The sequence below is a fragment of the Embleya sp. NPDC050493 genome (assembly GCF_044458105.1).
Taxonomy (GTDB): domain Bacteria; phylum Actinomycetota; class Actinomycetes; order Streptomycetales; family Streptomycetaceae; genus Embleya.
In genome coordinates this window covers 70,974-95,408 of record NZ_JBITHP010000026.1, presented here as the reverse complement: position 1 = coordinate 95,408, position 24,435 = coordinate 70,974, and the positions used below count along the sequence as shown (strand labels likewise).

At 71.1% G+C, this 24,435-nt stretch carries 19 protein-coding genes; 7 read left to right on the top strand and 12 right to left on the bottom strand.

All coding sequences use genetic code 11. The annotated features are described in order from the left end of the window. Positions 1 to 70: 70 nt before the first annotated feature. Positions 71 to 799, bottom strand: coding sequence for a DUF1707 domain-containing protein (locus ACIBM5_RS36230; RefSeq protein WP_396010959.1), 729 nt, complete (start codon positions 797 to 799; stop codon positions 71 to 73). A 9-nt stretch (positions 800 to 808) separates the two neighbouring features. Beyond that, on the bottom strand, positions 809 to 2,200 hold the full coding sequence (locus ACIBM5_RS36225) for a PLP-dependent aminotransferase family protein (protein WP_396010958.1): 1,392 nt from the start codon (positions 2,198 to 2,200) through the stop codon (positions 809 to 811). 168 nt (positions 2,201 to 2,368) lie between these two features. On the opposite strand from ACIBM5_RS36225, the gene ACIBM5_RS36220 reads away from it, so the two are divergent. Next, positions 2,369 to 3,433, top strand: coding sequence for a DMT family transporter (locus ACIBM5_RS36220; RefSeq protein WP_396010956.1), 1,065 nt, complete (start codon positions 2,369 to 2,371; stop codon positions 3,431 to 3,433). 58 nt (positions 3,434 to 3,491) lie between these two features. Then, positions 3,492 to 5,150, top strand: a complete 1,659-nt coding sequence (locus tag ACIBM5_RS36215) for a fumarate hydratase (RefSeq protein WP_396010955.1) — start codon at positions 3,492 to 3,494, stop codon at positions 5,148 to 5,150. 133 nt (positions 5,151 to 5,283) lie between these two features. Here ACIBM5_RS36215 and ACIBM5_RS36210 read toward each other — a convergent pair whose 3' ends face one another. Then, positions 5,284 to 8,514, bottom strand: coding sequence for an AfsR/SARP family transcriptional regulator (locus ACIBM5_RS36210; protein WP_396010954.1), 3,231 nt, complete (start codon positions 8,512 to 8,514; stop codon positions 5,284 to 5,286). A 282-nt stretch (positions 8,515 to 8,796) separates the two neighbouring features. Between ACIBM5_RS36210 and ACIBM5_RS36205 the strand changes: the two genes are divergently transcribed. Further along, positions 8,797 to 9,084: a WhiB family transcriptional regulator gene (locus tag ACIBM5_RS36205; RefSeq protein WP_391586724.1), complete on the top strand. Its 288-nt coding sequence runs from the start codon at positions 8,797 to 8,799 to the stop codon at positions 9,082 to 9,084. Positions 9,085 to 9,121: 37 nt separating this feature from the next. Here ACIBM5_RS36205 and ACIBM5_RS36200 read toward each other — a convergent pair whose 3' ends face one another. Further along, positions 9,122 to 11,158, bottom strand: a complete 2,037-nt coding sequence (locus ACIBM5_RS36200) for an MFS transporter (RefSeq protein ID WP_396010953.1) — start codon at positions 11,156 to 11,158, stop codon at positions 9,122 to 9,124. Positions 11,159 to 11,369: 211 nt separating this feature from the next. Then, a complete protein-coding gene (gene glpX / locus ACIBM5_RS36195) occupies positions 11,370 to 12,401 on the bottom strand; it encodes a class II fructose-bisphosphatase (RefSeq protein ID WP_020556582.1) in 1,032 nt (343 codons plus the stop codon). Positions 12,402 to 12,595: 194 nt separating this feature from the next. Between glpX and ACIBM5_RS36190 the strand changes: the two genes are divergently transcribed. After that, positions 12,596 to 13,141: a DUF4245 domain-containing protein gene (locus ACIBM5_RS36190; protein WP_396010952.1), complete on the top strand. Its 546-nt coding sequence runs from the start codon at positions 12,596 to 12,598 to the stop codon at positions 13,139 to 13,141. A 356-nt stretch (positions 13,142 to 13,497) separates the two neighbouring features. Beyond that, positions 13,498 to 16,254, top strand: coding sequence for an immune inhibitor A domain-containing protein (locus tag ACIBM5_RS36185; protein ID WP_396010951.1), 2,757 nt, complete (start codon positions 13,498 to 13,500; stop codon positions 16,252 to 16,254). A gap of 113 nt (positions 16,255 to 16,367) precedes the next feature. On the opposite strand, the gene ACIBM5_RS36180 is transcribed toward ACIBM5_RS36185, so the two are convergent. The 6 genes from ACIBM5_RS36180 to ACIBM5_RS36155 form a co-directional block, all read right to left on the bottom strand. Beyond that, positions 16,368 to 16,622 carry an exodeoxyribonuclease VII small subunit gene (locus ACIBM5_RS36180; RefSeq protein ID WP_391586728.1) on the bottom strand — a complete coding sequence of 85 codons (255 nt, stop codon included), beginning with the start codon at positions 16,620 to 16,622 and terminating at the stop codon, positions 16,368 to 16,370. Positions 16,623 to 16,711: 89 nt separating this feature from the next. Continuing rightward, a complete protein-coding gene (locus tag ACIBM5_RS36175; RefSeq protein ID WP_396010950.1) occupies positions 16,712 to 19,438 on the bottom strand; it encodes an immune inhibitor A domain-containing protein in 2,727 nt (908 codons plus the stop codon). A 129-nt stretch (positions 19,439 to 19,567) separates the two neighbouring features. After that, the gene (gene xseA, locus ACIBM5_RS36170; protein ID WP_396010948.1) at positions 19,568 to 20,779 is read right to left on the bottom strand and encodes an exodeoxyribonuclease VII large subunit; all 1,212 of its coding nucleotides are present in this window, start codon (positions 20,777 to 20,779) and stop codon (positions 19,568 to 19,570) included. A gap of 115 nt (positions 20,780 to 20,894) precedes the next feature. After that, positions 20,895 to 21,389: an HIT family protein gene (locus ACIBM5_RS36165; protein ID WP_396010947.1), complete on the bottom strand. Its 495-nt coding sequence runs from the start codon at positions 21,387 to 21,389 to the stop codon at positions 20,895 to 20,897. A gap of 136 nt (positions 21,390 to 21,525) precedes the next feature. Continuing rightward, a complete protein-coding gene (locus tag ACIBM5_RS36160; RefSeq protein WP_396010946.1) occupies positions 21,526 to 21,810 on the bottom strand; it encodes a hypothetical protein in 285 nt (94 codons plus the stop codon). Continuing rightward, positions 21,807 to 22,394, bottom strand: coding sequence for a winged helix-turn-helix domain-containing protein (locus ACIBM5_RS36155; protein ID WP_396010945.1), 588 nt, complete (start codon positions 22,392 to 22,394; stop codon positions 21,807 to 21,809). The genes ACIBM5_RS36160 and ACIBM5_RS36155 overlap by 4 nt, the downstream gene beginning before the upstream one ends. Before the next feature lie 215 nt (positions 22,395 to 22,609). Between ACIBM5_RS36155 and ACIBM5_RS36150 the strand changes: the two genes are divergently transcribed. Further along, a complete protein-coding gene (locus ACIBM5_RS36150; RefSeq protein WP_396010944.1) occupies positions 22,610 to 22,879 on the top strand; it encodes a type II toxin-antitoxin system Phd/YefM family antitoxin in 270 nt (89 codons plus the stop codon). Beyond that, positions 22,872 to 23,135 (top strand): type II toxin-antitoxin system RelE/ParE family toxin, encoded by a 264-nt coding sequence (locus tag ACIBM5_RS36145; RefSeq protein ID WP_396010943.1) that lies wholly within the window; start codon positions 22,872 to 22,874, stop codon positions 23,133 to 23,135. Before ACIBM5_RS36150 ends, ACIBM5_RS36145 begins: the two co-directional genes overlap by 8 nt. A gap of 131 nt (positions 23,136 to 23,266) precedes the next feature. On the opposite strand, the gene ychF is transcribed toward ACIBM5_RS36145, so the two are convergent. After that, a complete protein-coding gene (gene ychF, locus ACIBM5_RS36140; RefSeq protein WP_391586741.1) occupies positions 23,267 to 24,340 on the bottom strand; it encodes a redox-regulated ATPase YchF in 1,074 nt (357 codons plus the stop codon). Positions 24,341 to 24,435: the final 95 nt, after the last annotated feature.

Below are 24,435 nucleotides of genomic sequence, written 5' to 3'. Positions count from 1 at the left end.
GCACATCGCGAACGGGCAGGAACGGGCCGCCGGTTCGGGCCGCAGGAGTGCGGAAGCCGCCGCGTACGGGTCAGTCCGAGTCCTTGCGGAAGCGGTCGTACTCCGGCTGCTCCGGGGCCTTGCGGAAGCGGTCGCCCTCCGGTCGGTCCGCGCCCGAGCGGAAGCGGGGATCGTCGCCGAACTCGCGGCGGCGCTGCTCCTTGCGGCGCTTCGCCTTGACCACCACGCCACCCATGATCGCCAGACCCTTGACCACCACGACGGGTGCGCGCGGATCGTCGGTGTACTGCTCGTGCACCTCGAAGCCGCCCATGAAGCCGAACCCGTGATCGCGGACGGTGACCCCCTCCGGGATCCGGATGTCGATGCCACCCCAGATCGTGAACACGTTGATCACCAACTCGGGTTCGTCGAACACCGCGTCGGTGAGGTCGATCTCCACGCCGCCCATCACCGCGACCGCGTTCAGCTTCGAACCCGCACGCCAGCGACCCTTGCGGACGGAACTGCTCCAGAACGCGAACATGTTCGACCGGGCGGGGCGGGGCGGCACCGCGTTGGCCGCCGCGGGCTCGTAGCCGATCGGCCCCGGCGCCGGGAGGTCGGCGATCAGCGGTTCGAGTTGGCGGAGCGTCTTCGCGGCCAGCGCCGCGTCCACCCGCTCCGCGTGTTCGTCGGCGGTCAGCCGGCCCTCCGCGAGCGCGTCCCGCAGCACGTTCACGTAGCGGTCGCGGTCGGCGTCGGAGGCGCGCAGCTCGGGGGTGGGCGGCTGGGCTCGACGCTCTGGGCTGTTGTCCACGAGGTAAATCTAGTGCCGGGGTGCAACGGCCGGGAGTACGGACCGGGCGAGCAGCCGGACCGCTTCGCGCAGCCGGTCGGGCGAGAGTCCGGCGTAACCGATGATCACCGCGGGCGGGCCGGTCGCGAACGCGCGCATCCCGGCCATCGGCTCGACCCGTACGCCGTGCTCGCGGGCCCGTCGCACGGTGGCCGATTCGTCGGAGCCGGGCGGGAGTTCGACGTAGAGGTGGATGCCCGCGGCGATGCCGTGCACGCGGGCCGCCGGCAGGTGCTCGGCGAGGGCCTCGGCCACCGCGTCGCGGCGGGTCCGGTAGTGCGCGCGCATGGTGCGCAGGTGGCGCTCGTACGCCCCGGTGGCCAGCATCCGCACCAGGGTCAGTTGGGGGAGGGTGGCCGAGCCGAGGTCGGCGTTGGTCTTGAGATCGTGGATTCGCTCGATCAGTTCGGCGGGCAGCACGGCCCAGCCCAGCCGCATCCCCGGTGCCAGCGCCTTGCTGGTCGAACCCAGGTGCACCACCCGGTCCGGGGCCAGACCCTGGAGGCAGCCGACCGGGTCGCGGTCGTAGCGGAACTCGGCGTCGTAGTCGTCCTCCACGATCAGCCCGTCGTGCGTGCGGGCCCAGTCGACCAGGGCCGCGCGGCGGCGGGGCGACAGGACCACGCCGGTGGGGTACTGGTGGGCCGGGGTGACCAGCACGGCGCGGGCGCCGGTGCGGGCGAGGGCATCGACGTCGATGCCCTCGGCGTCGGTGGGGGCGTAGGCGACGGTGAGGCCGTGGGTGGTGAAGATGCCGCGTTGGCGATCGCTGGAGGGGTCCTCCACCGCGAGTACGTCCAGGCCGAGTCGGCGCAGCGCCTGGGAGACCAGGGACAGGCCCTGGGCCACGCCGTTGACCACCACGATGTGTTCGGGGCGGGCCTGCGCGGCGCGGACCCGGCCCAGGTAGTCGGTCAGTGCGACGCGCAGTTCGCTCGTGCCGGACGGGCCGGGGTAGTCGAACGCGGCGTGCGGGGCGGTGCGCAGCACGTACCGGGTCGCGGTCGACCACGCGGCGCGGGGGAACGCGGACAGGTCGGGCACGCCGGGCTTGAGGTCGTGGGTGATCGGGATCGTCGGATCGCAGCCGGCCGGGTCGGCGGGCCGCGGCGCCGTGCACGCCGCGGTGACCCGGGTGCCGGAGCCGTGCCGGGAGGACAGATACCCCTCGGCGACCAGTTGCTCGTACGCGTCGACGACCATGCCGCGGGAGACGCCCAGGTCTTCCGCGAGCGCCCGGGTGGACGGCATCCGGAAGCCGGCCGGGAGTCGGCCGGAGCGGATCGCGGCACGCAGGCCGGCCTGCACCTGGGCGCCGAGCCGGCCCGCCGATCGGTCGAGGTGGACGAGGAGTTCGCGCACTCGGGACACCTGCCTTCGGGCTTCGTCGGGGCCGGGTGGGTCGTCGGCGGTCGGGCCGTGATCGTTCGGTGGCCGTCGGCGATCCGTCGGCGATCCGGAATTGGTCCGGTTTTTCGGCCCGGAAGTGGCTCTGCCGGGGACTCCACCGGCTTCCTAACGTTACGTCACATGAAGTCCTCCTCGATGTCTCCCCGCTCGATCGGCCTGGTGTGTGCGGCGTCCGCGCAGGGGCTGATCGGTGCCGCCGCCGGGGTCTCCGCGGTGTTGTCGGACTATCCGGTGACCGGTGGCCAGATGCTGCGCTACGCGGTGGCCGCGCTCGTGCTGTTCGGGGTGCTGCGGCTGCGCCGGATCCCGTTGCTGCGGCCGACCCGGCGGGAACTGGTCCGGTTGGGGTTGCTCGCGTTGTGCGGCCAGACCCTGTTCAACCTGTTCCTGTTCGCCGCGCTGGACCGGGCGGATCCGGCCACGGTGGGCAGCATCCTGGGTGCCACGCCGCTGCTGCTGGTGCTGGCCGCGCCGGTGCTGGGCGGGCGGCGGCCGAGCCGGTCGGTGCTGCTCGCCTCGCTCGTGGTGGTCGCGGGGGCGGCGGTGGTGCAGGGGCTCGGTGGCGGTACGGCGCTCGGGTTGCTCTTCGCATGCGGGGTGGCGCTGTGCGAGATGGGCTTCACGCTGATCGCGGTGCCGCTGCTGCCGCGGCTGGGGGCCTGGCGGATCGCCGCGTACGCGACCGCGATGGCGATCCCGCAGATGTTGGTGGTCGGGGCGTTCACCGACGGCACCGAGCTGATCCGGATGCCGTCCGGGACGGAGCTCGCCGCGCTGCTCTACCTGGCGTTGCCGCTCACCGCCGGGGCGTTCCTGCTGTGGTACTCGGCGCTGGCCCGGATCGAGCCGGAGCGGGCCGGGCTGTTCATGGGCCTGGTGCCGGTGACCGCGGCGCTGTCCGGTCTGGTCCTGGGCACCGGTGCGCCGACCGCGGGGCAGTTCGGCGGCGCGCTCCTGGTCGGCGTGGGCGTCGTCCTGGGCATGCGGGCCGAGCGGGAGGACCCGGCGGAGCCGGTGGCACCGGCGGCATCCGCGGGATCGGTGATCCCGCCGGTACCGCTGCCACCGGGAACGGAGCGATTGCGGGGGTCGGCCGAGGAAATCTCCGCGCGGCCCGCGACAATCGTGGGCCCGCCGCCCACGAACCGCTACTCGCCGACCCCGCCGGCGACCTCGGCGCGGTGATCGGTTCGGGCCGCTCTACCCTGGACCAGGCCCCGTTACCGCATGAATGAGGATCACGATGCCCGCCCCTGAGAACACCTTCAGCGCCTACACGGATCTGCTGCCGCTGGGGGAGGACACCACGCCGTACCGGCTGCTGACCGCCGACGGCGTGTCCACGTTCGAGGCGGGCGGGCGCCGGTTCCTCAACGTCGAACCCGAGGCGATGACGCTGCTCGCGCGGACCGCGATGCGCGACATCTCGCACCTGCTGCGGCCCGGCCACCTGGCCCAGGTGGCGCGGATCCTGGAGGACCCCGAGGCCTCGGCCAACGACCGCTTCGTCGCGCTCGACCTGCTCAAGAACGCCAACATCGCGGCCGGCGGCGTGCTGCCGATGTGCCAGGACACCGGCACCGCGATCGTGATGGGCAAGCGCGGCCAGCACGTGCTCACCGACGGGCGGGACGAGGAGCACCTGTCCCGCGGCATCTCCAACGCGTACACCGAGCTGAACCTGCGCTACTCGCAGATGGCCCCGCTGACCATGTGGGACGAGAAGAACACCGGCAACAACCTGCCCGCCCAGATCGAGCTGTACGCGACCCCCGGCGAGGCGTACAAGTTCCTGTTCATGGCCAAGGGCGGCGGCAGCGCCAACAAGTCGTACCTGTACCAGGAGACCAAGGCCGTCCTGAACCCGCAGAGCATGCTGCGCTTCCTGGACGAGAAGATCCGCTCGCTGGGCACCGCGGCCTGTCCGCCGTACCACCTGGCCATCGTGGTCGGCGGCACCAGCGCCGAGCACGCGCTCAAGACCGCGAAGTACGCCTCCACCCGTTACCTGGACACGCTGCCCGGCCAGGGCTCGCCGCTGGGCCACGGCTTCCGCGACGTCGAGTTCGAGGCCGAGGTGCTGGCGCTGACCCAGCAGATGGGCATCGGCGCGCAGTTCGGCGGCAAGTACTTCTGCCACGACGTGCGGGTGATCCGACTGCCCCGGCACGGCGCGTCCTGCCCGGTGGCGATCGCGGTGTCCTGCTCGGCCGACCGCCAGGCGCTGGCCAAGATCACCGCCGAGGGCGTGTTCCTGGAGGAGCTGGAGACCGACCCGGCCACGTACCTCCCGGACACCACCCACGAGGACCTGGACGACTCCGTCGTGCAGATCGACCTCAACCGGCCGATGAGCGAGATCCGCGCCGAGTTGTCCAAGTACCCGGTGAAGACCCGGCTGTCGCTGACCGGACCGGTCGTCGTCGCCCGCGACATCGCGCACGCGAAGATCAAGGAACTGCTCGACGCGGGTCGGCCGATGCCGCAATACCTGCGCGACCACGCGGTCTACTACGCGGGCCCGGCCAAGACCCCCGAGGGCTACGCGTCCGGCTCGTTCGGCCCGACCACCGCGGGCAGGATGGACTCCTACGTCGAGCAGTTCCAGGCCGCGGGCGGCTCGTTCGTGATGCTGGCCAAGGGCAACCGCAGCAAGCAGGTCACCGACGCGTGCAAGACGCACGGCGGCTTCTACCTCGGCTCGATCGGCGGCCCGGCGGCGCGGCTGGCCCAGGACTGCATCAAGAAGGTCGAGGTGCTGGAGTACCCGGAGCTGGGCATGGAGGCGGTCTGGAAGATCGAGGTCGAGGACTTCCCGGCCTTCATCGTGGTCGACGACAAGGGCCAGGACTTCTTCGCCGACGTGACCACGCCGACGTTGCGGATCAACCGGCGCGCGTGAGCCCGACCGGCTCGGGGATCCCCTCTCTCCGGGCCGGCACCCGGCTCGGATCGCCCGGCTGTCGGCGGCGTCCCGGGCGCGCTCGATCACGCCCGCGCTCTCCGGGCGCCGGGCCGGCTTGGTGCCGGGTGCGTCACTCGATCGTGCGGGCCGCGCGGATCGCCTCGTCGCGGGTCAAAGCCGTGCCTCGGTGGTAGTGCTCGGTGAACTCGGGTCCGGCCACCGCGGCCCGGATCGCGGACTCGGTCGCGGTGACGTCCGTGTCGACCCGGTTGCCGCCGCGCAGTACGGCGGCGGCGCCGAGCAGCAGCGCGGCCCGCCGTTCGTCCCCGGCGTGTGCGGCCGACTCGGCCAGGCCCAGGACGGCCGCCGCGGCGCCCACCGCGCTGACCGGCGGGGTGAGCGCGGCGTCCAGGGCCGCGCCGTAGTGCTCGTGCGCGGTCGTGCGGTCGCCCTCCGCGGCGGCGATCCGGCCCAGGCCGACCCGGGCGAGCGCCCGCGTCTCCAGGTACCACAACGCGACTTCCGGGTCGCTGTGGATCGCCTGGCGGTACAGCCGGTTCGCCGTGACCGGGTCGCCCGTCAGCCGGGCCACGTCGCCCAGGCCGCGCAGCGCCACGCGGACCTTCATGGGCGCGCCGGTGCGGCGGGCGAGCTCCTCGGCCCGGGCGAATCCGAATCGGGCGGGCGCGGTCCGACCGGCCCGCAGATCCAGGTCGGCGCGGCAGTTGAGGAAGTCGACCAGGTCCTCGATCGAGCCGAGTTCCGAGGCCAGGGCGATCGCCTCGTCGATCAGTTCGGCCGATCCGGCGGAGTCGCCGCGCCAGTCGGCGAGTTGCGCGAGCGGTTCGAGCACGTTGGCCAGCCCCCAGCGGTCGCCCAGCGTCCGGAACCCGTCGGCCGCCGTCGACAGCGGGCCGGCCGCGGCCTCGGTGTTGCCGGTGAACAGGGCGAGATAGCCGGTCCCGAGCAGTCCGACCGCACGCGCCCACGGGTCGTCGGCGGCCTGCGCGGCGTGCGTTTGCAAATCGGTTCGGTCGGGGCCGCCGACCAGGGCCCACTGCACCATCAGCGCGGGATGCCGCAGCGGACGGCGGATGCCGCCCATGATCGCCGCGGCCCGATCCAGCGCCGCGTCCAGCAGCCGGCCACCCGCCCCGGGAGCGGCGGCAGCGTTCACCACGCACAACACGTACTCCTCGGCCAGCTCGCTGTCCGCCGAGAAGTCTCCGTCCGCCGCGCTGCCGTCCGCCGCGCTGCCGCCTGTCACCGCCGTGAAGAGTTCGGCCGAGCGGGCCGAGTTGGCGCCCCGGGTGCCGCCGAGCCACCACGACCAGGTCAGGACGGCATGCAGGCGCAGGGCGAGTTCGGGGTCCGCGCCGATGGCCCAGCGCAGCGCGGCGTCGGTATTGCCGTGTTCGGCGGTGAGCCGGCGCAGCAGGGTGAGTTGGTTCGGGCCGCGCAGGCCCGCGTCCGCCTCGCCGGCCAGAGTCAGGAAGTATTCGGCGTGCGCGCGCCGTAGCCGCTCCTCCTCGCCGGCCTCGGCGAGCCGGGCCACGCCGAAGGCACGTATCGTCTCCAGCATCCGGAACCGGCCGCCGTCCCCGTCCGCCACGGTGACCAGCGACTTCTCGGCCAGCCCGGCGAGCAGGTCGTCGGCCTCGTCCGCGGAGAAACCGCACACCGCGGCGATCGCGGCCAACGTCGCACCGCCGGCGAACACGGTGAGCCGGCGGGCGAGCGCGCGTTCGTCGCGATCGAGCAGGTCCCAGCTCCACTCGACGACCGCGTGCAGCGTGCGATGCCGAGGGGCCGCGGTCCGGCTCCCGCGCGAGAGCAGTCGGAACCGGTCGTCCAACCGCGCGGCGACCTCCGCCAACGGCAGTGTGCGCAGCCGCGCGGCGGCGAGTTCGATGGCCAGCGGCAGTCCGTCGAGCGCGGCGCAGATCCGCGCCACGTCCGGCGCGTTGTCGGCGGTGACCACGAAGTCGGGCCGCACCGCCGCGGCGCGTGCGGCGAACAGCTCGACCGCGGGCGCCGCACGCAGCATGTCCAGGTCGGCGTCGGCGGCGGGCAGCGCCAGTTGCGGCACCGGGCACAACACCTCGCCGGTGATGCCCAGCGGTTCGCGGCTCGTGGCCAGGATCCGCACTCCCGGGCAGCCGTCCAGGACCCGGTGCGCGAGCACGGCCGCACCCTCCACCACGTGCTCGCAGTTGTCCAGGATCAGCAGCAGTCGATGCTCGGCGAGCACCGCGACGATCCGCGCACCGGGATCGCTCTCCGCGGTCCGCGCACTCACGCCGCCCGGCTCGCGGATGCCCAGCGCCGCCGCCACCACATGCGGCAGCGCCGCGTCGTCGGCGGCCCGGGTGAGGTCGACGAAGCACACCTGCTCGACGGTGCGCGCGGCGGTCTCCACGGCGAGCCGGGTCTTCCCGGTGCCGCCGGGCCCGGTCAGCGTGACCAGCCGCGCGCCGGCCGACGCGGTCAGCCGGGCCAGTTCGTGTTCGCGGCCGACGAAGCCGGTGAGCCGACCGGGCGGCGCGGCGAATTCGGGGACCGGCAGCGGAGCCTCGGCCAGCGGCGCGCGCGGCGTCGGCAGCATCGGCGCAGGCGGCCCGCCGAGTTCGCCGCGCAGCACCGCGACGTGCACGGCGGCCAGTTCGGGGGAGGGGTCGGCGCCGAGTTCCTCGGCCAGCACCCGGCGCAGGTCCTCGTACACCTCCAGCGCCTCGGCCTGCCGGCCGCTGCCGCTCAGCGCCCGCATCAGCAGCCCGCGCGCACGCTCGCGCAGCGGGTGCGCGTCGACCAGGACGCGCAGCTCCGGGATCGCCGCGCGCAGTCCGCCGAGCGCGATCTCGGCCTCGATCCGGTCCTCGGCCGCGGTCACCCGCAGCTCCTCCAGGCGGGTGGCCCGTGCCCGCGCGTACGGCACGTCCGCCAGCGCAGGCCCGCGCCACAACGCGACCGCCTCGCCGAGCAACGCGGCGGCGTCCGCCTGTTCGCCCGCCGCGAGCGCCTGCCGACCGGTTTGGACCAGTCGCTCGAACCGATGCGCGTCCACCGCCTCCGGATCCACCGCGAGCCGGTAGCCGGTCGTGTGGAACTCGATCGGCTCGACATCGCCGGTATGCGGTCGGAGTCCGCGGCGCAGCCGGGACACGTGCGACTGCAACGCGTTCGCCGCGCCTGCCGGCGGGTCCTCGCCGTACAGCCCGTCGATCAGTCGCTCGGTGGGCACGACGTGTCCCGCGTCCAGCAACAACAGCGCGAGCAGCGCCCGCGCTCCGGGTCCGCCGACGGCAACCGGGCTGCCGTCGGGCAGTCGAACGTCCACCGGTCCCAGGATGCCGAAGATCATTGGGCGATTATCCCGGTTCCGAGCGGAAATCGACCGAGCGTCGGTGCGGCGGGTGCGGCGGGTGTCGGTCACCCGGGCACGCCGAGTGTCGGCGGAACAGGTACGCCGGAGCATCCGCGGACCGCGCGCGGTGTGCCGGCGAAGGGCGGGCGGCCGACCTTGGCGTGTGCCGGATGTCCACCACATTTCCTTGGGGTTACTTGTCGTCGCCTTGTCGTGATGTGCGCATGTGTCGGTTCGACCCGGGTAGGCGACTGGCACAGCCGACCCGAGGAGAGCAGCGTGACGGAACCGATCGACATAGTCCGCGGAACCCGCACCGCGACCTGGACGCCCCCGGTGGCCGGCGCGTGTGCGACCGCGGATCGGCAGTTGTTTCTCGGTTATCCCGGTGAACCCGTCGTCGCCCGTCTCGCGCGTGAGGAGGACGCCAAGCGCGTCTGCGCGCGCTGTTCCGTCCTGCTCGAATGCCGTGCGAGCGCCCTGGCCGAGACCACCCCGGTTGGCGTCCGCGGCGGCCTGACCCCGAACGAGCGGGGCGCCGTGCGTCGACGCCGCGCCCACCACTGAGTCGGGGTCGAATCGCCTGCCGGTCACCGAGCCGGCGTCAACCCGCGTGCCGGTCGGCCTCGCCGACGATGTGGTCGCGCGGGGTGTCCGTGGTCAGCCGGGCCAGCTTGCGCAACAGCGCGGTCAGTTCCTCGGATTGCTCCGGTGACCAGTCCGCCATCACCTCGGTGAGGATCTGCCGACGGGCCTCGACCAGCGCCTCCAGCGCCACGTGACCCTTGGCGGTGAGCTGCATCGTGCCCTCGCCGAGGCGCTCGATGTAGCCGGCGAAGGTCAGCTCGTCGGCGTATCGGCGCACCCGGTCCTCCGACTCGTGGAGCCGGGCCGCGAGGTCGGGGATCGAGATCGGGCTCAACCGGTCGAGCTGCACGAGCCCGTACGCGCACGGGACCGACAGGTCCACGCCGGAGCGCTGGATCATGCGTTCGTAGCGGGACCAGCCGTTCTCCCGGCGCACCATCTGCGACATCGCGCGCTCGATCTCGTCCACCGAACTGCGCGCGGTCGGCGACATCGGCGGGGTGCGCTCGGTCTCGCGGGTGGCCTCGCGCAGCGGGACCTCCTTGAGCAGGAAGGACAGTACGAACGCGACCAGCACGATGCAGGAGGCGGCCAGGAACACCGTCTGCAACGACTGGGCGTAGGCGTGGATGAAGCCGGACTTGGACGCGGGCGGCAGCTTGTTCAGGTCGGCCGGGTTGATCGCGGACGACGACCCGGCGGTCGTGCCGGGCGGCATGCCCTCGCCGCGCGCCGCGGCCTCCCGCAGGTGCACCGTGAGCCGGTTGTTGAAGATCGTGCCGAAGATCGCCGCGCCGAACGAGCCGCCGATGGACCGGAAGAAGGTCGCGCCCGCGGTGGCCACACCCAGGTCCGCGTAGGGCACCGAGTTCTGCACGGCGAGCACGATCACCTGCATGACCAGACCCAGGCCGATGCCGAAGACCAGCATGTACAGCGAGGACGCGGCCGTGGTGGTGAACTCGTCCATCCGCGACATGAGGAACATGCCGACGGCCATCACGGCGGTGCCCAGGATCGGGTAGATCTTGTACCTGCCGGTCCGGGTGATCAGTTGCCCGCTGAGGATCGAGGTGATCAGCAGGCCGCCCATCATCGGCAGCAGGCGCAGGCCCGATTCGGTGGGCGTGGTGCCGTTGACGACCTGCATGAACAGCGGCAGGAAGCTCAGCCCGCCCATCATCGCGAAGCCGACGATGAAGCCGATGCCCGCGGTCACCGAGAAGATCCGGTTGTGGAACAGCTTCAGCGGCAGCACCGGCTCCGGCGCGCGCCGCTCGACCGCGACGAACCCGGCGAGCAACACCACCGCGGCGACGCCCAGTCCGACGATCTGTGCGGAGGCCCACGGGTAGGTGGTGCCGCCGAAGGTGCTGAGCAGGACCAGGCAGGTGGTGCCGCCGGCGAGCAGCGTGATGCCGAGATAGTCGATGCTCGGCCGGGTGTGCATCTCCTTGGTGTGCAGCGCGGCGGCGATCACCACCAGTGCGATCACGCCGATCGGCAGGTTGATGTAGAAGACCCAGCGCCAGCTGAGATGGTCCACGAAGAACCCGCCGAGCAGCGGCCCGGCCACCGAGGTGACCCCGAACACCGCGCCGAACAGGCCCTGGTAGCGCCCGCGCTCCCGTGGCGGCACCACGTCGCCGATGATCGCCTGGGACAACACCATCAGGCCGCCGCCACCGAGCCCCTGGATCGCCCGGAACGCGATCAGCTCGAACATGCCCTGGGCGATGCCGCACAACACCGAGCCGATCAGGAAGATCACGATCGACGCCTGGTAGAGCTTCTTGCGCCCGAACAGGTCGCCGAGCTTGCCCCACAGCGGCGTGCTCACGGTCGACGCGAGCAGGTACGCGGTGACCACCCAGGACAGGTGGTTGAGCCCGCCGAGGTCGCCGACGATGGTCGGCAACGCGGTGGAGACGATGGTCTGGTCGAGCGCGGCCACCAGCAACCCGAGCATCAGCCCGGTCAGGATCAGCCCGAGCCGGGGCGCCGGCTCGGCCTTCGCCGGGCTGCTGCCAGGTCTGCCGTGCCGCGCGGTCATCCGGTGGCCTCCTTGATCGATGCTCAAGGAGGGTCCCCACAAACAGGTACAAAATCCGCGCCTATTAGTGGGACACGCACCGCAGGCAGCCTGGGGACCGACCACCGGCCGAGCCGAAATCGGCCCGGCCGGCGGTCACGGTCGGCTCGGCCGAAGGCCGGGTCGGCTCACCCCCGGCCGCACGGCCGACACGCACGCCCGACGTGCACGGTCAACGAGCGTGGTCGAAGTCGATCGCGCTGTACGCCCGCAGCTTCGCGAGCCGGTGCTGGCTGTCGATCTGCCGGATCGTGCCGCTCTTGGAGCGCATCACCAGCGACGAGGTGAGCGCCGTGCTGGAGCGGTACCGCACCCCGCGCAGGAGTTCGCCGTCGGTGATGCCGGTCGCGACGAAGAAGACGTTGTCGCCGCGGACCAGGTCGTCGGTCAGCAGCACCCGGGACAGGTCGTGCCCGGCGTCGATCGCCTTCGCCCGCTCGGCCTCGTCCTTGGGCCACAGCCGGCCCTGGATCACGCCGCCCATGCACTTGATCGCGGCGGCGGCGATGATGCCCTCCGGTGTGCCGCCGATGCCGAGCAGCAGGTCGACGCCGGTGCCGTCCTTGGCCGCCATGATCGCGCCGGCCACGTCGCCGTCGGTGATGAACTTGATGCGGGCGCCTGCCTCGCGGATCTCCTTGACCATCGAGTCGTGCCGGGGCCGGTCCAGGATGCAGACCGTGACGTCCTCGACGGCACTGTGCTTGGCCTTGGCCACCCGGCGGATGTTCTCCGCGATCGGCGCGGTCAGGTCCACCACGTCGGCCGCCTCGGGGCCGGTGACCAGCTTCTCCATGTAGAACACGGCCGAGGGGTCGTACATGCTGCCGCGCTCGGACACGGCCATCACCGCGACCGCGTTGTTCATCCCCTTGGCGGTCAGCGTGGTGCCGTCCACCGGGTCGACCGCGACGTCGCACTCGGGTCCGGAGCCGTCGCCGACCCGTTCGCCGTTGAACAACATCGGGGCGTCGTCCTTCTCGCCCTCGCCGATCACGACGACACCGTTCATCGACACGGTGTGGATCAGGCTGCGCATCGCCTTCACGGCGGCGCCGTCCGCGCCGTTCTTGTCACCTCGACCGACCCAGCGGCCGGCCGCCATCGCGGCGGCCTCGGTGACCCGGACGAGTTCGAGTGCGAGGTTGCGGTCCGGGGCTTCCGGCGCGACTTCGAGCTGCGGAGGTACAGATTGGTCCGTCATCTGGGCGGGCCTTCCTGTAGGGGAACCGGTCCGTAACCGCGAGGGGTGCCCTGATCCCCCGGAGCCGTGCGTCATCGCTGCGGGTGGCACGGCGATTGCGCGGCCCCGAGTCCGGACTGGTTCCAACGGGATTGCCCCGATGTTATCGGTGAGCGGTGGTATCGGTGCAGGTAGCCCGTGCACAACGAGACAGCGTGCAATGCGACCATGTACGGGTGGCGAGGAAGTCGGGTCGAGAGACCGTTCGGGACATGGTTCTTTCCCTGGGAGCGTGCGGCCTGGTGGTCGGTGCGCTGTTTCTGGTGGCACCGCACAGCGGCGGGGATCCGGTGAAGCGGGTGCCCTACGAACTCTCCTTCCGGCAGGCGGCCCGGGTCTCGCCGTATCCGCTGCTCGCCCCGCAGGGGCTGAGCGAGCGGTGGCGGGCCACGTCGGTGAACTTCGAGGGGGCCGACCGCAACCGGACCACGTGGCACATCGGCTTCATCAACCCGAACGACACCTACGCCGCGGTCGAGCAGACCAACGGCTTCACCGACGAACTCGTCCGGGACAAGGGCAAGCGCGGGCAGCCGATCGGCAACCGGGACGTGGCCGGCGAGCAGTGGAAGGCGTACGACGGCCCCAAGTACCGCTCGCTGGTCCGGGTCCGCGACGGCGTGACCACGATGGTCACCGGCAATGCGACTTTCGAGGATTTGACCGTTCTCGCCGCATCCCTGCGAACTGCCGTCGGCTGAGCCGAAAGCCGGCGGATCCGCCGGACCTATCCGGGTGATTCGGGCACCCGGCTGCACAGGATGTACAGGGGCTTGTAAAGACTCTGTAAAGACCACACGCCTTCCTCTGCCCCGCGCGTTACTCCCGCCCCTAGGGTCCGGAAGCCCGGTCGAACGTGTGTCGGCATCGTCGTGACCCGATGGTTGCCGCCATGTGTCCGTCGGGCTTTCCGAGTCGGCCCGACGTCGTGTGCGCTTGATCAGATCCCACGCGACGTCGCTTTGCGTCCGGGGATCGTTCCCCGGTCGGAAAGGGGAGCACGTTGAGTCCAGCGATACCCGGGAGGGGCCCGACGCCTGCGAACGGCGTCCGGCGGGTGAAACGCCGTGTGGCACTGCTGTCCGTATCCGCGCTAGCGATCACCGGACTTGCCGCCACGACCGCCCCCTCGACCTCGGCCGCGCCTACGCGCGTCGACACGACCCGCGCGGTGTGGAATCCGGGCCCCGAGGACCACTACGTCAACTCCGTCGACGCGGCGATCGACACCAGTGCGCTGCCCGGCGACCCGGCCGTGGCCGCGTCGCTGAAGGCGAAGAACGCCGCGGCCGACCGCAAGAACTCCGACGGCAACCCCCGCGCCGCCGCGCAGATCAAGGCACTGGAGGCCGAGGCCGGACGTACCGGCAAGAGCCCGGCCGAGATCAAGGCCGAGCGCAGCGGCAAGCCCGTCGACGCCAAGCAGACCGCGAAGTTGCTGACCGTCCTGGTCGAGTTCAACGACCAGGCCAACGACGACTTCTCCGGCTTCAAGCGCCCGACCAGCGTTTCGGACCCGACCTGTGTCACCGAGCCCCCCGGCACCATCAAGAACGGGCCGCTGCACAACCGGATCCCGAACCCGGCGCTGAACCCGAACGACAACAACTCGCAGTGGGTGCCGAACTTCGACCAGACCCACTTCAACAAGATGCTCTACTCCAAGGAGGGCATCACCGAGCGCATGCGCACCGACCTCACGGGGCCGGACGGCAAGCCGGGCATCAGCCTCGCGGGCCAGACCATGCGCAACATGTACGAGGAGATGTCCGCCGGAAAGTACTCGGTTTCCGGTGAGGCGACGCCGTGGGTCAAGGCGCCGCACTCCGAGGCCTGGTACGGCGCGGGCGCCTGCGGCAACGCGCGCCAGGACAACAGCGGCAGCCCGGACAACCCGCTCGGCGCGCAGAAGCTGGCCATCGACGCGGTCGACGAGCTGGCCAAGCAGCAGCCGAACTTCCCGTGGGCCGACTACGACAAGGAAGACCCGGGCGACGCCGACCACGACGGCAACACCCAGGAGCCCGACGGCGTGGTGGACCACCTGGTCCTGGTGCACGCGGGCAAGGACAAGTCCGCCGGCGGCGGCGCCGAGGGCACCTATGCGATCTGGGCGCACGCGAGCACCGTGCTCTTCGGCCACCAGGTGCCCGGCAGCAACATCAAGATCGCGAACTACATCGTGCAGCCCGAGGACTCCGGAGTGGGCGTGTTCGCCCACGAGTTCGGCCACGACCTGGGCCTGCCCGACCTGTACGACAACTTCAGCGCCGGCGAGACGGACCTGAACTTCTGGGACCTGATGTCCTCCGGTTCGCACTCCGGGCCGCTGTTCCAGTCGCAGCCCGCGCACATGGGCATCTGGGACAAGTACGCGCTCGGTTGGCTGACCCCGGACCTGGTCAAGGTCGGTGACCGCGCCAAGGTCGCCACCCTGGGCCAGGCCGCCAAGACGCCCAAGGGCACCTCGCGGGGCATCCGGGTGAACCTGCCGAACAAGCAGGTCCAGGTCGGTACGCCGCACGGCGGCCAGAACATGTGGTACTCCGGCCAGGACCAGGCCTGGTCCGACATCCGGATCGAGCGGAACATCGCGGTGCCCGCCGGCTCGGACGTGAAGTTCTGGATGTGGAACGACTACGTCATCGAGCAGGACTGGGACTTCGGCTTCGTCGAGGTGTCCACCGACAACGGTGCCACCTGGAAGCAGCTGGCGGTCAAGGACGAGTCCGGCAAGCTGGTCAGCACGCCGCCGGACTACCCGGACCCGACGAAGAACCTGGCCACGTTCCGCAAGACCAGCGGTCTGACCGGTGACAGCGGCGGATGGCGGCACGACAACGTCGACCTCACCCCGTACGCGGGTCAGAACATCAAGCTGCGGCTGGACCTGAACACCGACGCCGCGTTCATGGAGAAGGGTTGGTTCGCCGACGACTTCTCGCTCACCAACGGCACCACCACGGTGTGGTCGGACGACGTGGAGAGCGGCGACAACGGCTGGACCGCGATCAAGGGCACCAACGCGATCACCAGCGGCGCGGGCTGGGGCCGGACCAGCGGCACCTTCGAGCGGGAGCAGTACTACCTGCTGGAGTGGCGCAACCTGTCCGGCTTCGACGAGGGCCTGAAGTACGCGTACACCTCCGGTCCCAACGGCAAGACCAACCGGGTCCCGTACAACGCCCCGGGCATGCTGGTCTGGCTGCGCGACAACCAGTACCAGAACAACGGCGTCAACTTCAACATCGACAACGGGCCCTCGTGGGGCCCCAAGGGCGAGCTGTTGATCGTCGACTCGCACCCGGACCCGCTGCGCTACACCGGCGATGCCAAGGCGCAGTTCCCGCAGCCCGACCCGAACGTGCCGAACATCGAGAAGCGGAACGTCTTCGCCAACATCCCGACCCGGCCGCAGGCCGCGAACGCGGCGTTCGGCTTCGTCAAGACGTCGCCGTTCACGGACTGCATCCCCGGCACGGCCTACTGCACCTCGTTCCAGGCGCAGGCGCCGGTGACGCTGTTCACCGACACCCTCGGCTGGGCACCGGGTACCGAGGTCTACAAGGGCCGGGTCCTGCCGAAGGACCGCTACGGCTCGACCGTGGTGCCGGCGAAGGGGCCGTACACCACCAAGATCACCAAGGCGGACGGTTCGCTGGACCGGGACAACTTCGGCAAGTTGTTCCACGGTTCCGAACTGGGCACGGGCAACCCGGGCTTCGACAAGGGCTACGGCGTGACCGTGCTGCCGGTGCTCCCGCTGCCGGGCAACACCGGTGCGGTCGTCTGGATCCTGCCGGCTCAGAAGTAGGTGCCCCACCCCCGACCACCCGGTGACGGTGTGGTCGGGGCCGGGTGAAACGCGAGGGGCGCTCCCGAACCGGGAGCGCCCCTTTCGTCGTTCGCCGAACCGCCGTGCTCGGGTCAGTCGTCCTCGCCGGGCTCGTCCGACCCGGCACCGGCCCGCTCGGCGCGGACCGCCGCGTCCAGCCTGGCCCGGGCGCCGTCGAGCCACTGCTCGCACACCACGGCGAGCTGCTCGCCGCGCTCCCACAGGGCCAACGACTCCTCCAGGGTGATGCCACCGGTCTCCAGGCGACGCACGACCTCGATCAGCTCGTCGCGGGCCTGCTCGTAGGCCGGTGCCTCGTCCGGCGCGGGTGCGGTCTGCTCGCTCATGCCGCCAGCTTAGGCCGTGTCCGGCGGCCGGGATCCCGCGCGGCCGGGGTCCCCGAACCGGCCCGACCCGAACCGGACCCGGGCACGGATCACGGCCGGGCCGCGGTGACCCGCACGGCGGCCCCGTGCTCCGGATTCGCCCGCGACAGCGGTCCGACCAGGGTGGCCGAGGCGCCGTAGGCGAGGTCGGGGCCGGGATCGCCGGTGCCGAGCACGGAGCCCTTGTACGGCACGCCGTGGTGCGCCGGATCGGGCGCACCGTCCGGCGTGACGACCCTGGTGCTGTACGGGCCGCGCGCGGGCACCACGGTGGACCCGTCGGTGAAGCGGTCCACCGGCGCGCCGTCGACGTACTCGACGCCCGGGGCCCAGCCGCGGTCGTCGCCGAACGCGCGGACCGGTTCGCGGGCCGCGAAGTCCTGACACCACGCGCCGTTGCCGTGGCACGCACCGAACGCCGGCGTGGGCAGGAAGCCGAACGCGGCGTCCGCGGACTGCGCCCGGCTGTCCAGATTCTTCCGGGGGTTGCTCTCGACCCGGTAGTGCTCACCGGCCTCGCCGGTCCACCGACGCGGATCCGGATGCGCGTCCACGAGCAGCGTCTGACCCTTGGCGCCGTAGCTGGGCGGCGCGCTCAGATTGAAGTTCACGCCGTTGTTCTGATACTCGGCATCGCGCAACCACACCAGCATGCCGGGCACGTCGTAACCCAACCGGCGCACCCGCACGCCGCGCCGGTCGCTGTGCTCCGGGGTGTACGCGAAGTTCAGGCCCCGATCGAAGCCGACCGGTGCCCGCCACTCCATCAGGTAGTACTGCTCGCGCTCGACCTCGCCGGAGCTGCGGCCCCAACCGGCCCCGCGGGTCACCGTGCTCGTGCCCTTGATCGCGGTCCAGCCGTTGTCGCCGCTCTCCACGTCGTCCGACCACACCGTGCCGCCGTCGGCGCCGCCGGTGAGGGTGAAGTCGTCGGCGAACCAGCCCTTCTCCATGAGCGCGGCATCGGTGTTCAGGTCCAGCCGCAGCTTGATGTTCCGGCCCGCGTACGGGGTCAGGTCCACGTTGTCGTGCCGCCATCCTCCGGTGCCGCCGGTGAGTCCGTTGACCTTGCGCAGTTCGGAGAGGTTGCGGTTGGGGTCGGGATAGTCGGGCGGGGTGCTGACCAGGGTGCCCGCGTCGTCGTGCACGGCGAGCTGGGTCCAGGTCGCACCGTCGTCGGCGGACACCTCGACGAAGCCGAAGTCCCAGTCCTGTTCGATGGTGTAGTCGTTCCACATCGAGAAGGTCGCGGGTCCGCCGGCGGGCACCGCGACGTCCCGGACGATCCGGCCGTCGGACCATTCCTGGTCGCGTTCCGAGTACCACATGCTCGTCCCGCTGTGCGGGGTGCCGATCCGGATGCGCTCGTTCGGCAGGTTCACCCGGACCGCGTCCCGGGTGCCGGCTCGCGGGTCGGCGGCGGCGCCGAGCAGTACGGTGCGCGCGTTCCCGCCGACCGGGACCACCGGCGGATCGATCCAGCCCAGCACGTACTTCGACCACGCGCCCATGTGGGTGGGCATGGTCTGGAACAGCGGCCCGGCGTGCGAGCCGGAGGACATCAGGTCCCAGAAGTCGACGTCCGTCTCGCCGCCGCTGAAGTTGTCGTACAGGTCGGGCAGGCCCAGGTCGTGCCCGAACTCGTGGGCGAACACGCCCACTCCGGAGTCCTCGGGCTGCACGATGTAGTTCGCGACCCTGAGGTCGGTGCCCGGGACGGGGTGCCCGCCCAGCACGGTGCTCGCGTGCGCCCAGATCGCGTAGGTGCCCTCGGCGCCGCCGCCGGCCGACTTGTCCTTGCCCGCGTGCACCAGCACGAGGTGGTCGATCACCCCGTCCGGCTCCCGGGTGTCGCCGTCGTTGTCGGCGTCGCCCGGGTCCTCCCGGTCGTAGTCGGACCACGGGAAGTCCGGCCGGGCGGCGGCCAGCGCGTCCACCGCGTCGGTGACGAACTGCCTTACGCCGCGCGGGTTGTCCGGGCTGCCGCTGTTGTCCTGGCGGATGGCGCCGCAGTGGCCGGCGGCGTACCAGGCCTCGGAGTGCGGGACGCTCACCCAGCCGGCCGCCTCGCCGCCGATCGTGTACGCGCCGTGCGACATCTCCCGGTACATGTTGCGCATGGTCAGACCCGCGAGGTCGACACCGGGCCTGCCGTCCGGGCCGGTCAGGTCGGGCCGGACCCGCTCGGTGAGGCCCTCCTCGGAGTAGAGCATGCGCGCGTAGTGGGTCGGGTCGAAGTCCTTGACCCACAGCGTGTTGTTGTCCTGCCCGCCGATCGCCGGATCGGGCAGCAGGTTGTGCCGCGGGCCGTTCTTGACCGTGCCGGGCGGCTCGGTCACGCAGGTCGGGTCGGCGACACTGGTCGGTCGCCGGAAGCCGGAGAAGTCGTCGTCGGCCCGGTCGTCGAACTCGACCAGGATGGTCAGCAGCCGCGCGTCCCGCTTCGCCGCGCCGTCCTGCGCGCGCGGGCTCGTGCCGGTCCTGGCCGCGGTCGCCTCGGCGCGGGCGAGTCGGCGGGCGGGGGCCGGGTTGCCCGCGGCGAACTTGCGATCGTAGTGCCGGGCCCGCCGCTCGGCCGCGAGCGCGTGCTCACGCACCTCGGGCGAGACGCCCGGCGGCCCGTCGGGTGGCAACGGGTCCCGGGGTGCGACGTAGTTGACGTAGGAGTCGGCGGCTGACGGATTCCACCGCGCGGGCGAGTCCTCGGCGGCGGCCACGGAGGACGTGGCGACGCCGGTGAGCAACAACGCGGACGCGGCGAGCAGATGACGCAACACACGCGCAAACTAAGCCGTTTTCGCCGCCGATCGGGTGAGACGTCACTGCTTGTCATACGAACGGGTCAAATAATCCATCCTTCGACCGGTGCGCCGATCGTTCCCGCCGTCCCGCCGTCCTTCGTTGCTTCATTCCTTCGGGACGACCACGTCGAAGCGTCCGGCCGCCACGCGGGCGGTCAGCCGGTCGCCGGCCGCCACCTCCGCGGGGTCGCGGACCGCGTGCCCGTCCGCCCGCTGCAACACCGCGTAGCCGCGCTCCAGGGTGGCCGCGGGGGAGAGCGCGACGACCCGCGCGCGCGTGTGCACGAGGTCGCTCGCGGCGCGGTCCAGGAGGTGCCGCAGGGTGCGCCGGGACCGGTCCACGAGCCCGGTCACCTCCTCCGCGCGCAGGTCCACCATGCGCTGCGGATCGGCCAGTACCGGCCGCGAACGGGCGGCCCGCAGGCCCTGGTACTCCCGATCGAGCCGGGCCCCCAGCGCGAGCCGTCCACGATCGCGCACCTGGTGCACCCGATGCAGCTCCTCGCGGATGTCCGGCACGATCCGTTTCGCGGCGTCGGTGGGCGTGGACGCCCGAAAGTCGGCCACCAGGTCCAGCAGCGGCGAGTCCGGCTCGTGCCCGATCGCGCTCACCACCGGTGTCGTACACGCGAAGACGACCCGCACCAACTCCTCGCTGGAGAACGGCAACAGATCCTCCACGCTGCCGCCGCCCCGGGCCACCACGATCAGGTCGACGTCCGGGTCGGCGTCCAACTCGCGGATCGCCGCGACCACCTGGGACACCGCACTGACCCCCTGCACCGCGACGTTGCGCACCGCGAACCGCACGGCCGGCCACCGCCGTTTGGCGTTCTCCAACACGTCCCGCTCGGCGGCCGAGGCACGCCCGCAGACCAGCCCGACCCGGTGCGGCAGAAACGGCAGCGGCTGCTTGTGCCGCGGATCGAACAACCCCTCGGCGGTGAGCGCCCGCTTGAGCTGCTCCAACCGCGCCAACAACTCGCCGATCCCCACCGGCCGAATCTCCGCGGCCCGCAACGACAACGTCCCGCGCGCCCGGTACCAATCCGCCTTCGCGTGCACGACCACCCGCGAGCCCTCGGTCACGATGTCCCCGACCGCGTCGAACACCTTCCGATAGCAGGTCACCGAGATCGACACGTCCTGCTCGGCATCACGCAGCGTCATGAACACCACCCCGGCCCCCGGCCGCCGACTGAGCTGGGTGATCTGCCCCTCGACCCACACATCCCCGAGCCGATCGATCCACCCCCCGATCAACCGAGAAATCTCGGCCACGGGCAGGGGCGCATCCGCAGAAGTCGTAAGAGCCATCCCCAGAGGCTAACCGCCCCGGCTCCCGCCCCGGCGCCCCGACCACCGCCGCCCCCGGACGGATCAGCGTCCCCGAACCACGAATCCCACACAGCGGCGTGGTCGCGGTGGTCGGTCAGGCGGGCCGGCCGGAAATCGTCGGCCCGCCCGGGGCCGTGCCCAGGGCGGCGCGCAACGCGTCGGCCAACGCGTCCATGTGCTCCGCCGGGACCCGCTCGCCCTCCGGCCGCCCGAGCATCGCGAACGCACGCGGCCCCCGCAGCTCCGCCGCCAGGTCGGGGGGTCGCGGCACGATGTGGAAGTGCACGTGCGCGAACCCCTCCCGCTCGGCGAACTGCGCCACGTAGGTCTTCGCACACCCGGTCACCTCGCGCAGCGCCCGCGCGAGCGCGACCTGCCAGGTCCCGAGCGCGCCCGCCTCGTCATCGGTCAACTCCGCAACGGACACGACATGCCGCCGCGGAACCAGCACCAGCCACCCCGGCAACGCACTGTCGAAGGCATGCGCCACCCGCCACCACGCATCGAACGCGACCCGCTCCCGCGACGGCAACCCGCCGAACCGCGCCTCCTGCTCGCAGGAGTGACACCCGATCTCGACCGACCCCACGCGACCACCCTCCCCGCTCGTGGACCCGTCGAACTCTCACCGTCGCACACCGTTGCCAAGGCCCGAGACCGAACCTTTGCAGGTACCGGAGCACGGCAGACGAGGCCGTCCCCGTCATGGGCTCGTGGGGGCGTCGTCAATAACGTGGCATGTTCGGGATCGCCTTCACCGCAAGCCGGCTGGTCGCGCGCAGCCCCTGGTTCTGCAATACCGCGGCCAACGCCCTGCGAGCGGCGTCATAGGCCAAGGTGTACGCACCTTCCGGGTCCGTCGCCGTCAACTGCCGCGCGGAGCCGACATGCGTGCGGGCCCGGACCAGTTCCGCCTCTGCGGCCTGCCGGGAAGCGGGGACACGTTCGAGCCCACCACCGTCGATGAGCGCGTCGACCGTCGACCGCCCCTGATTCCAGCGCGTCATCATGCCCCCGGTTCGAGGTTCAGCCCCACCAACGGACGTTCCCGCACGCTGGTGAGGAACGGATCGTCCGTATGGGTCTCCCACGCCTCGACGGAGACCCGATGGACGTTGACCACACGACGCACTCGTCGTGAGACCTCCTCGGCGAGGTCGAAGAGCGCATCGGCGTCGGGGGCACCGACGACGAGGACATCCACATCGTGGGGCGGCGGCCCCTGCTCACCGTTGTACCGAGCGGCCCAGGAACCGTAGATGTAGGCCTGCTGTACGCCTTCGAGGCCCGCGAGTGCGTCGGTGAGTACCGGCAAGGGGCCGAAGGAAACGGACATGAGTTCGCTCAGCGGGCGGTAGAGCGGGGTATCCGTGCGCGCCTTGACGAGGCGACTGCGCCCCACCTTCCGATCGGTCAGGATGCCGGCGTCGGTCAGCCGATCCACCTCGCGGAGAACAGCCGTGGGTGTCACACCGACGTCGGTGGCGAGTTCGGTGATGCTGTACTCGCGTTCCGGGTGCAGGAGCACGAGAGCGAGAAGCTCGCCCTGCATGCGGGATCGCAGGATGGGGAGCAAGCCGGGCGATACTTTCATCGGGCGCAGGATATCAAACGTCCAATGAAAGTAACCATTAGCAGTTGATCATCACCAGAATGTCACTTGGCGCCTGCTCGGCGCGGGAACGGCGAAAGGGCCGGGCTCGTCCGAGCCCGACCCTTTCGATCCGCGCGCGCGACCGCAGCAACGAGGGCCTGTCCACCGCCACGACTCCGTTGTGTACACATGGAACACTCGGTACGCTTGAGCGCATGACGCAGCCACTGCCCGTAGAGTCCATCCGCGACGTGCGCGCGCACTTGGCGGACGTCGTGGAGCGCGCAGACCGCGACGACGTGCCCACAGTGATCACACGCCGAGGCAAGGAAGTCGCCGCCGTCGTCTCCATCGAGGTGCTGCGCAAGTATCAGGAGTGGGAAGAGCGCGAGATCAATCGGATCATCGACGAGCGTATGGCCAACCCCGCGTCCGGCATCCCGATCGAGGACATCATGAGGGAGACGCTGGCGCGCGGTGACTGAGTACCGAACCGTCTTCCGGCCCGAGGCGCAGGCCGAACTCCGCAAGATCCCCCGCGATATGGCACTGCGCATCCTGACCAAGCTGACCGAACTGGAGACCGATCCGCTCGGTTTCAACACCACCGCACTCGTGTCCCAACCCGAGCGTCGTCGCCTGCGAGTCGGCGACTATCGCGTCGTCTACACGATCGACAGCGGGGAACTCGTGGTGTGGGTCGTTCACGTCGGACACCGCTCCACCGTCTACGGGACGTGATCACCGCCGGCCCCGCGTGGGCTTTCCGGCACCTGTTCGAGACGGGAACGGCGAAAGGGTCGGGCTCGTCCGAGCCCGACCCTTTCGATCCGCGCGCCCGACACCATGCGTAATGCCTGGCGGCGGGTCGGTCACACGTTGAAGCGGAACTCCACCACGTCGCCGTCCTGCATGATGTAGTCCTTGCCCTCCATGCGGGCCTTGCCCTTGGTGCGGGCCTCGGCGCGGCTGCCGGTTTCGACCAGGTCGTCGAAGCCGATCACCTCGGCCTTGATGAAGCCGCGCTGGAAGTCGGTGTGGATCACGCCGGCGGCCTCGGGGGCGGTGGCGCCCTTGGCGACCGTCCAGGCGCGGGCCTCCTTGGGGCCGGCCGTGAGGTAGGTCTGCAGGCCCAGGGTGTCGAAGCCGACCCGGGCCAGGATCGACAGGCCGGATTCCTCCTGGCCCAGGCTCTGGAGCAGTTCCAGGGCCTCGGCCTCGTCCAGCTCGATCAGCTCGGACTCGATCTTGGCGTCCAGGAAGATCGCCTCGGCCGGTGCGACCAGCTCGCGCAGTTCGTTCTTGAGCTCCTCGTTGACCAGCTCGTCCTCGTCGACGTTGAAGACGTACAGGAACGGCTTGGCGGTGAGCAGGTGCAGCTCGCGCAGCGGCTCCGGGTCGAGGCCGGCGGCGAAGACCGTGGTGCCCGCCTCCAGCACCTCCTTGGCCTTCTCCACGGCGGCGGCCACCGCGACCTTGTCCTTCTGCAGGCGCGAGTCCTTCTGCAGGCGCGGCAGGACCTTCTCGATCGTCTGCAGGTCGGCCAGGATCAGCTCGGTCTCGATGATCTCCTTGTCGTCGGCCGGCGAGATCTTGCCGTCGACGTGCACCACGTCCGGGTCGGTGAAGACCCGGATGACCTGGCAGATCGCGTCCGACTCGCGAATGTTGGCGAGGAACTTGTTGCCCAGGCCCTCACCCTCGGAGGCGCCGCGCACGATGCCCGCGATGTCCACGAAGTCGACGGTCGCCGGGACCTTCTTGGCCGATCCGAAGATCTCGGCCAGCGTGTCCAGACGCGGGTCCGGTACGCCCACCACGCCCACGTTCGGCTCGATGGTCGCGAACGGGTAGTTCGCCGCGAGCACGTCGTTCTTGGTCAGGGCGTTGAAGAGCGTCGACTTGCCGACGTTGGGCAGGCCGACGATTCCGATGGTGAGCGACAACTGGATTCCCTGGCTTCTCGGCGATCGATGTGGCGCACTGCGGACATACAAGCGCCTGCGGAAAGTGTAGGTGGTGGCCTGTGGCCAGTAGCATC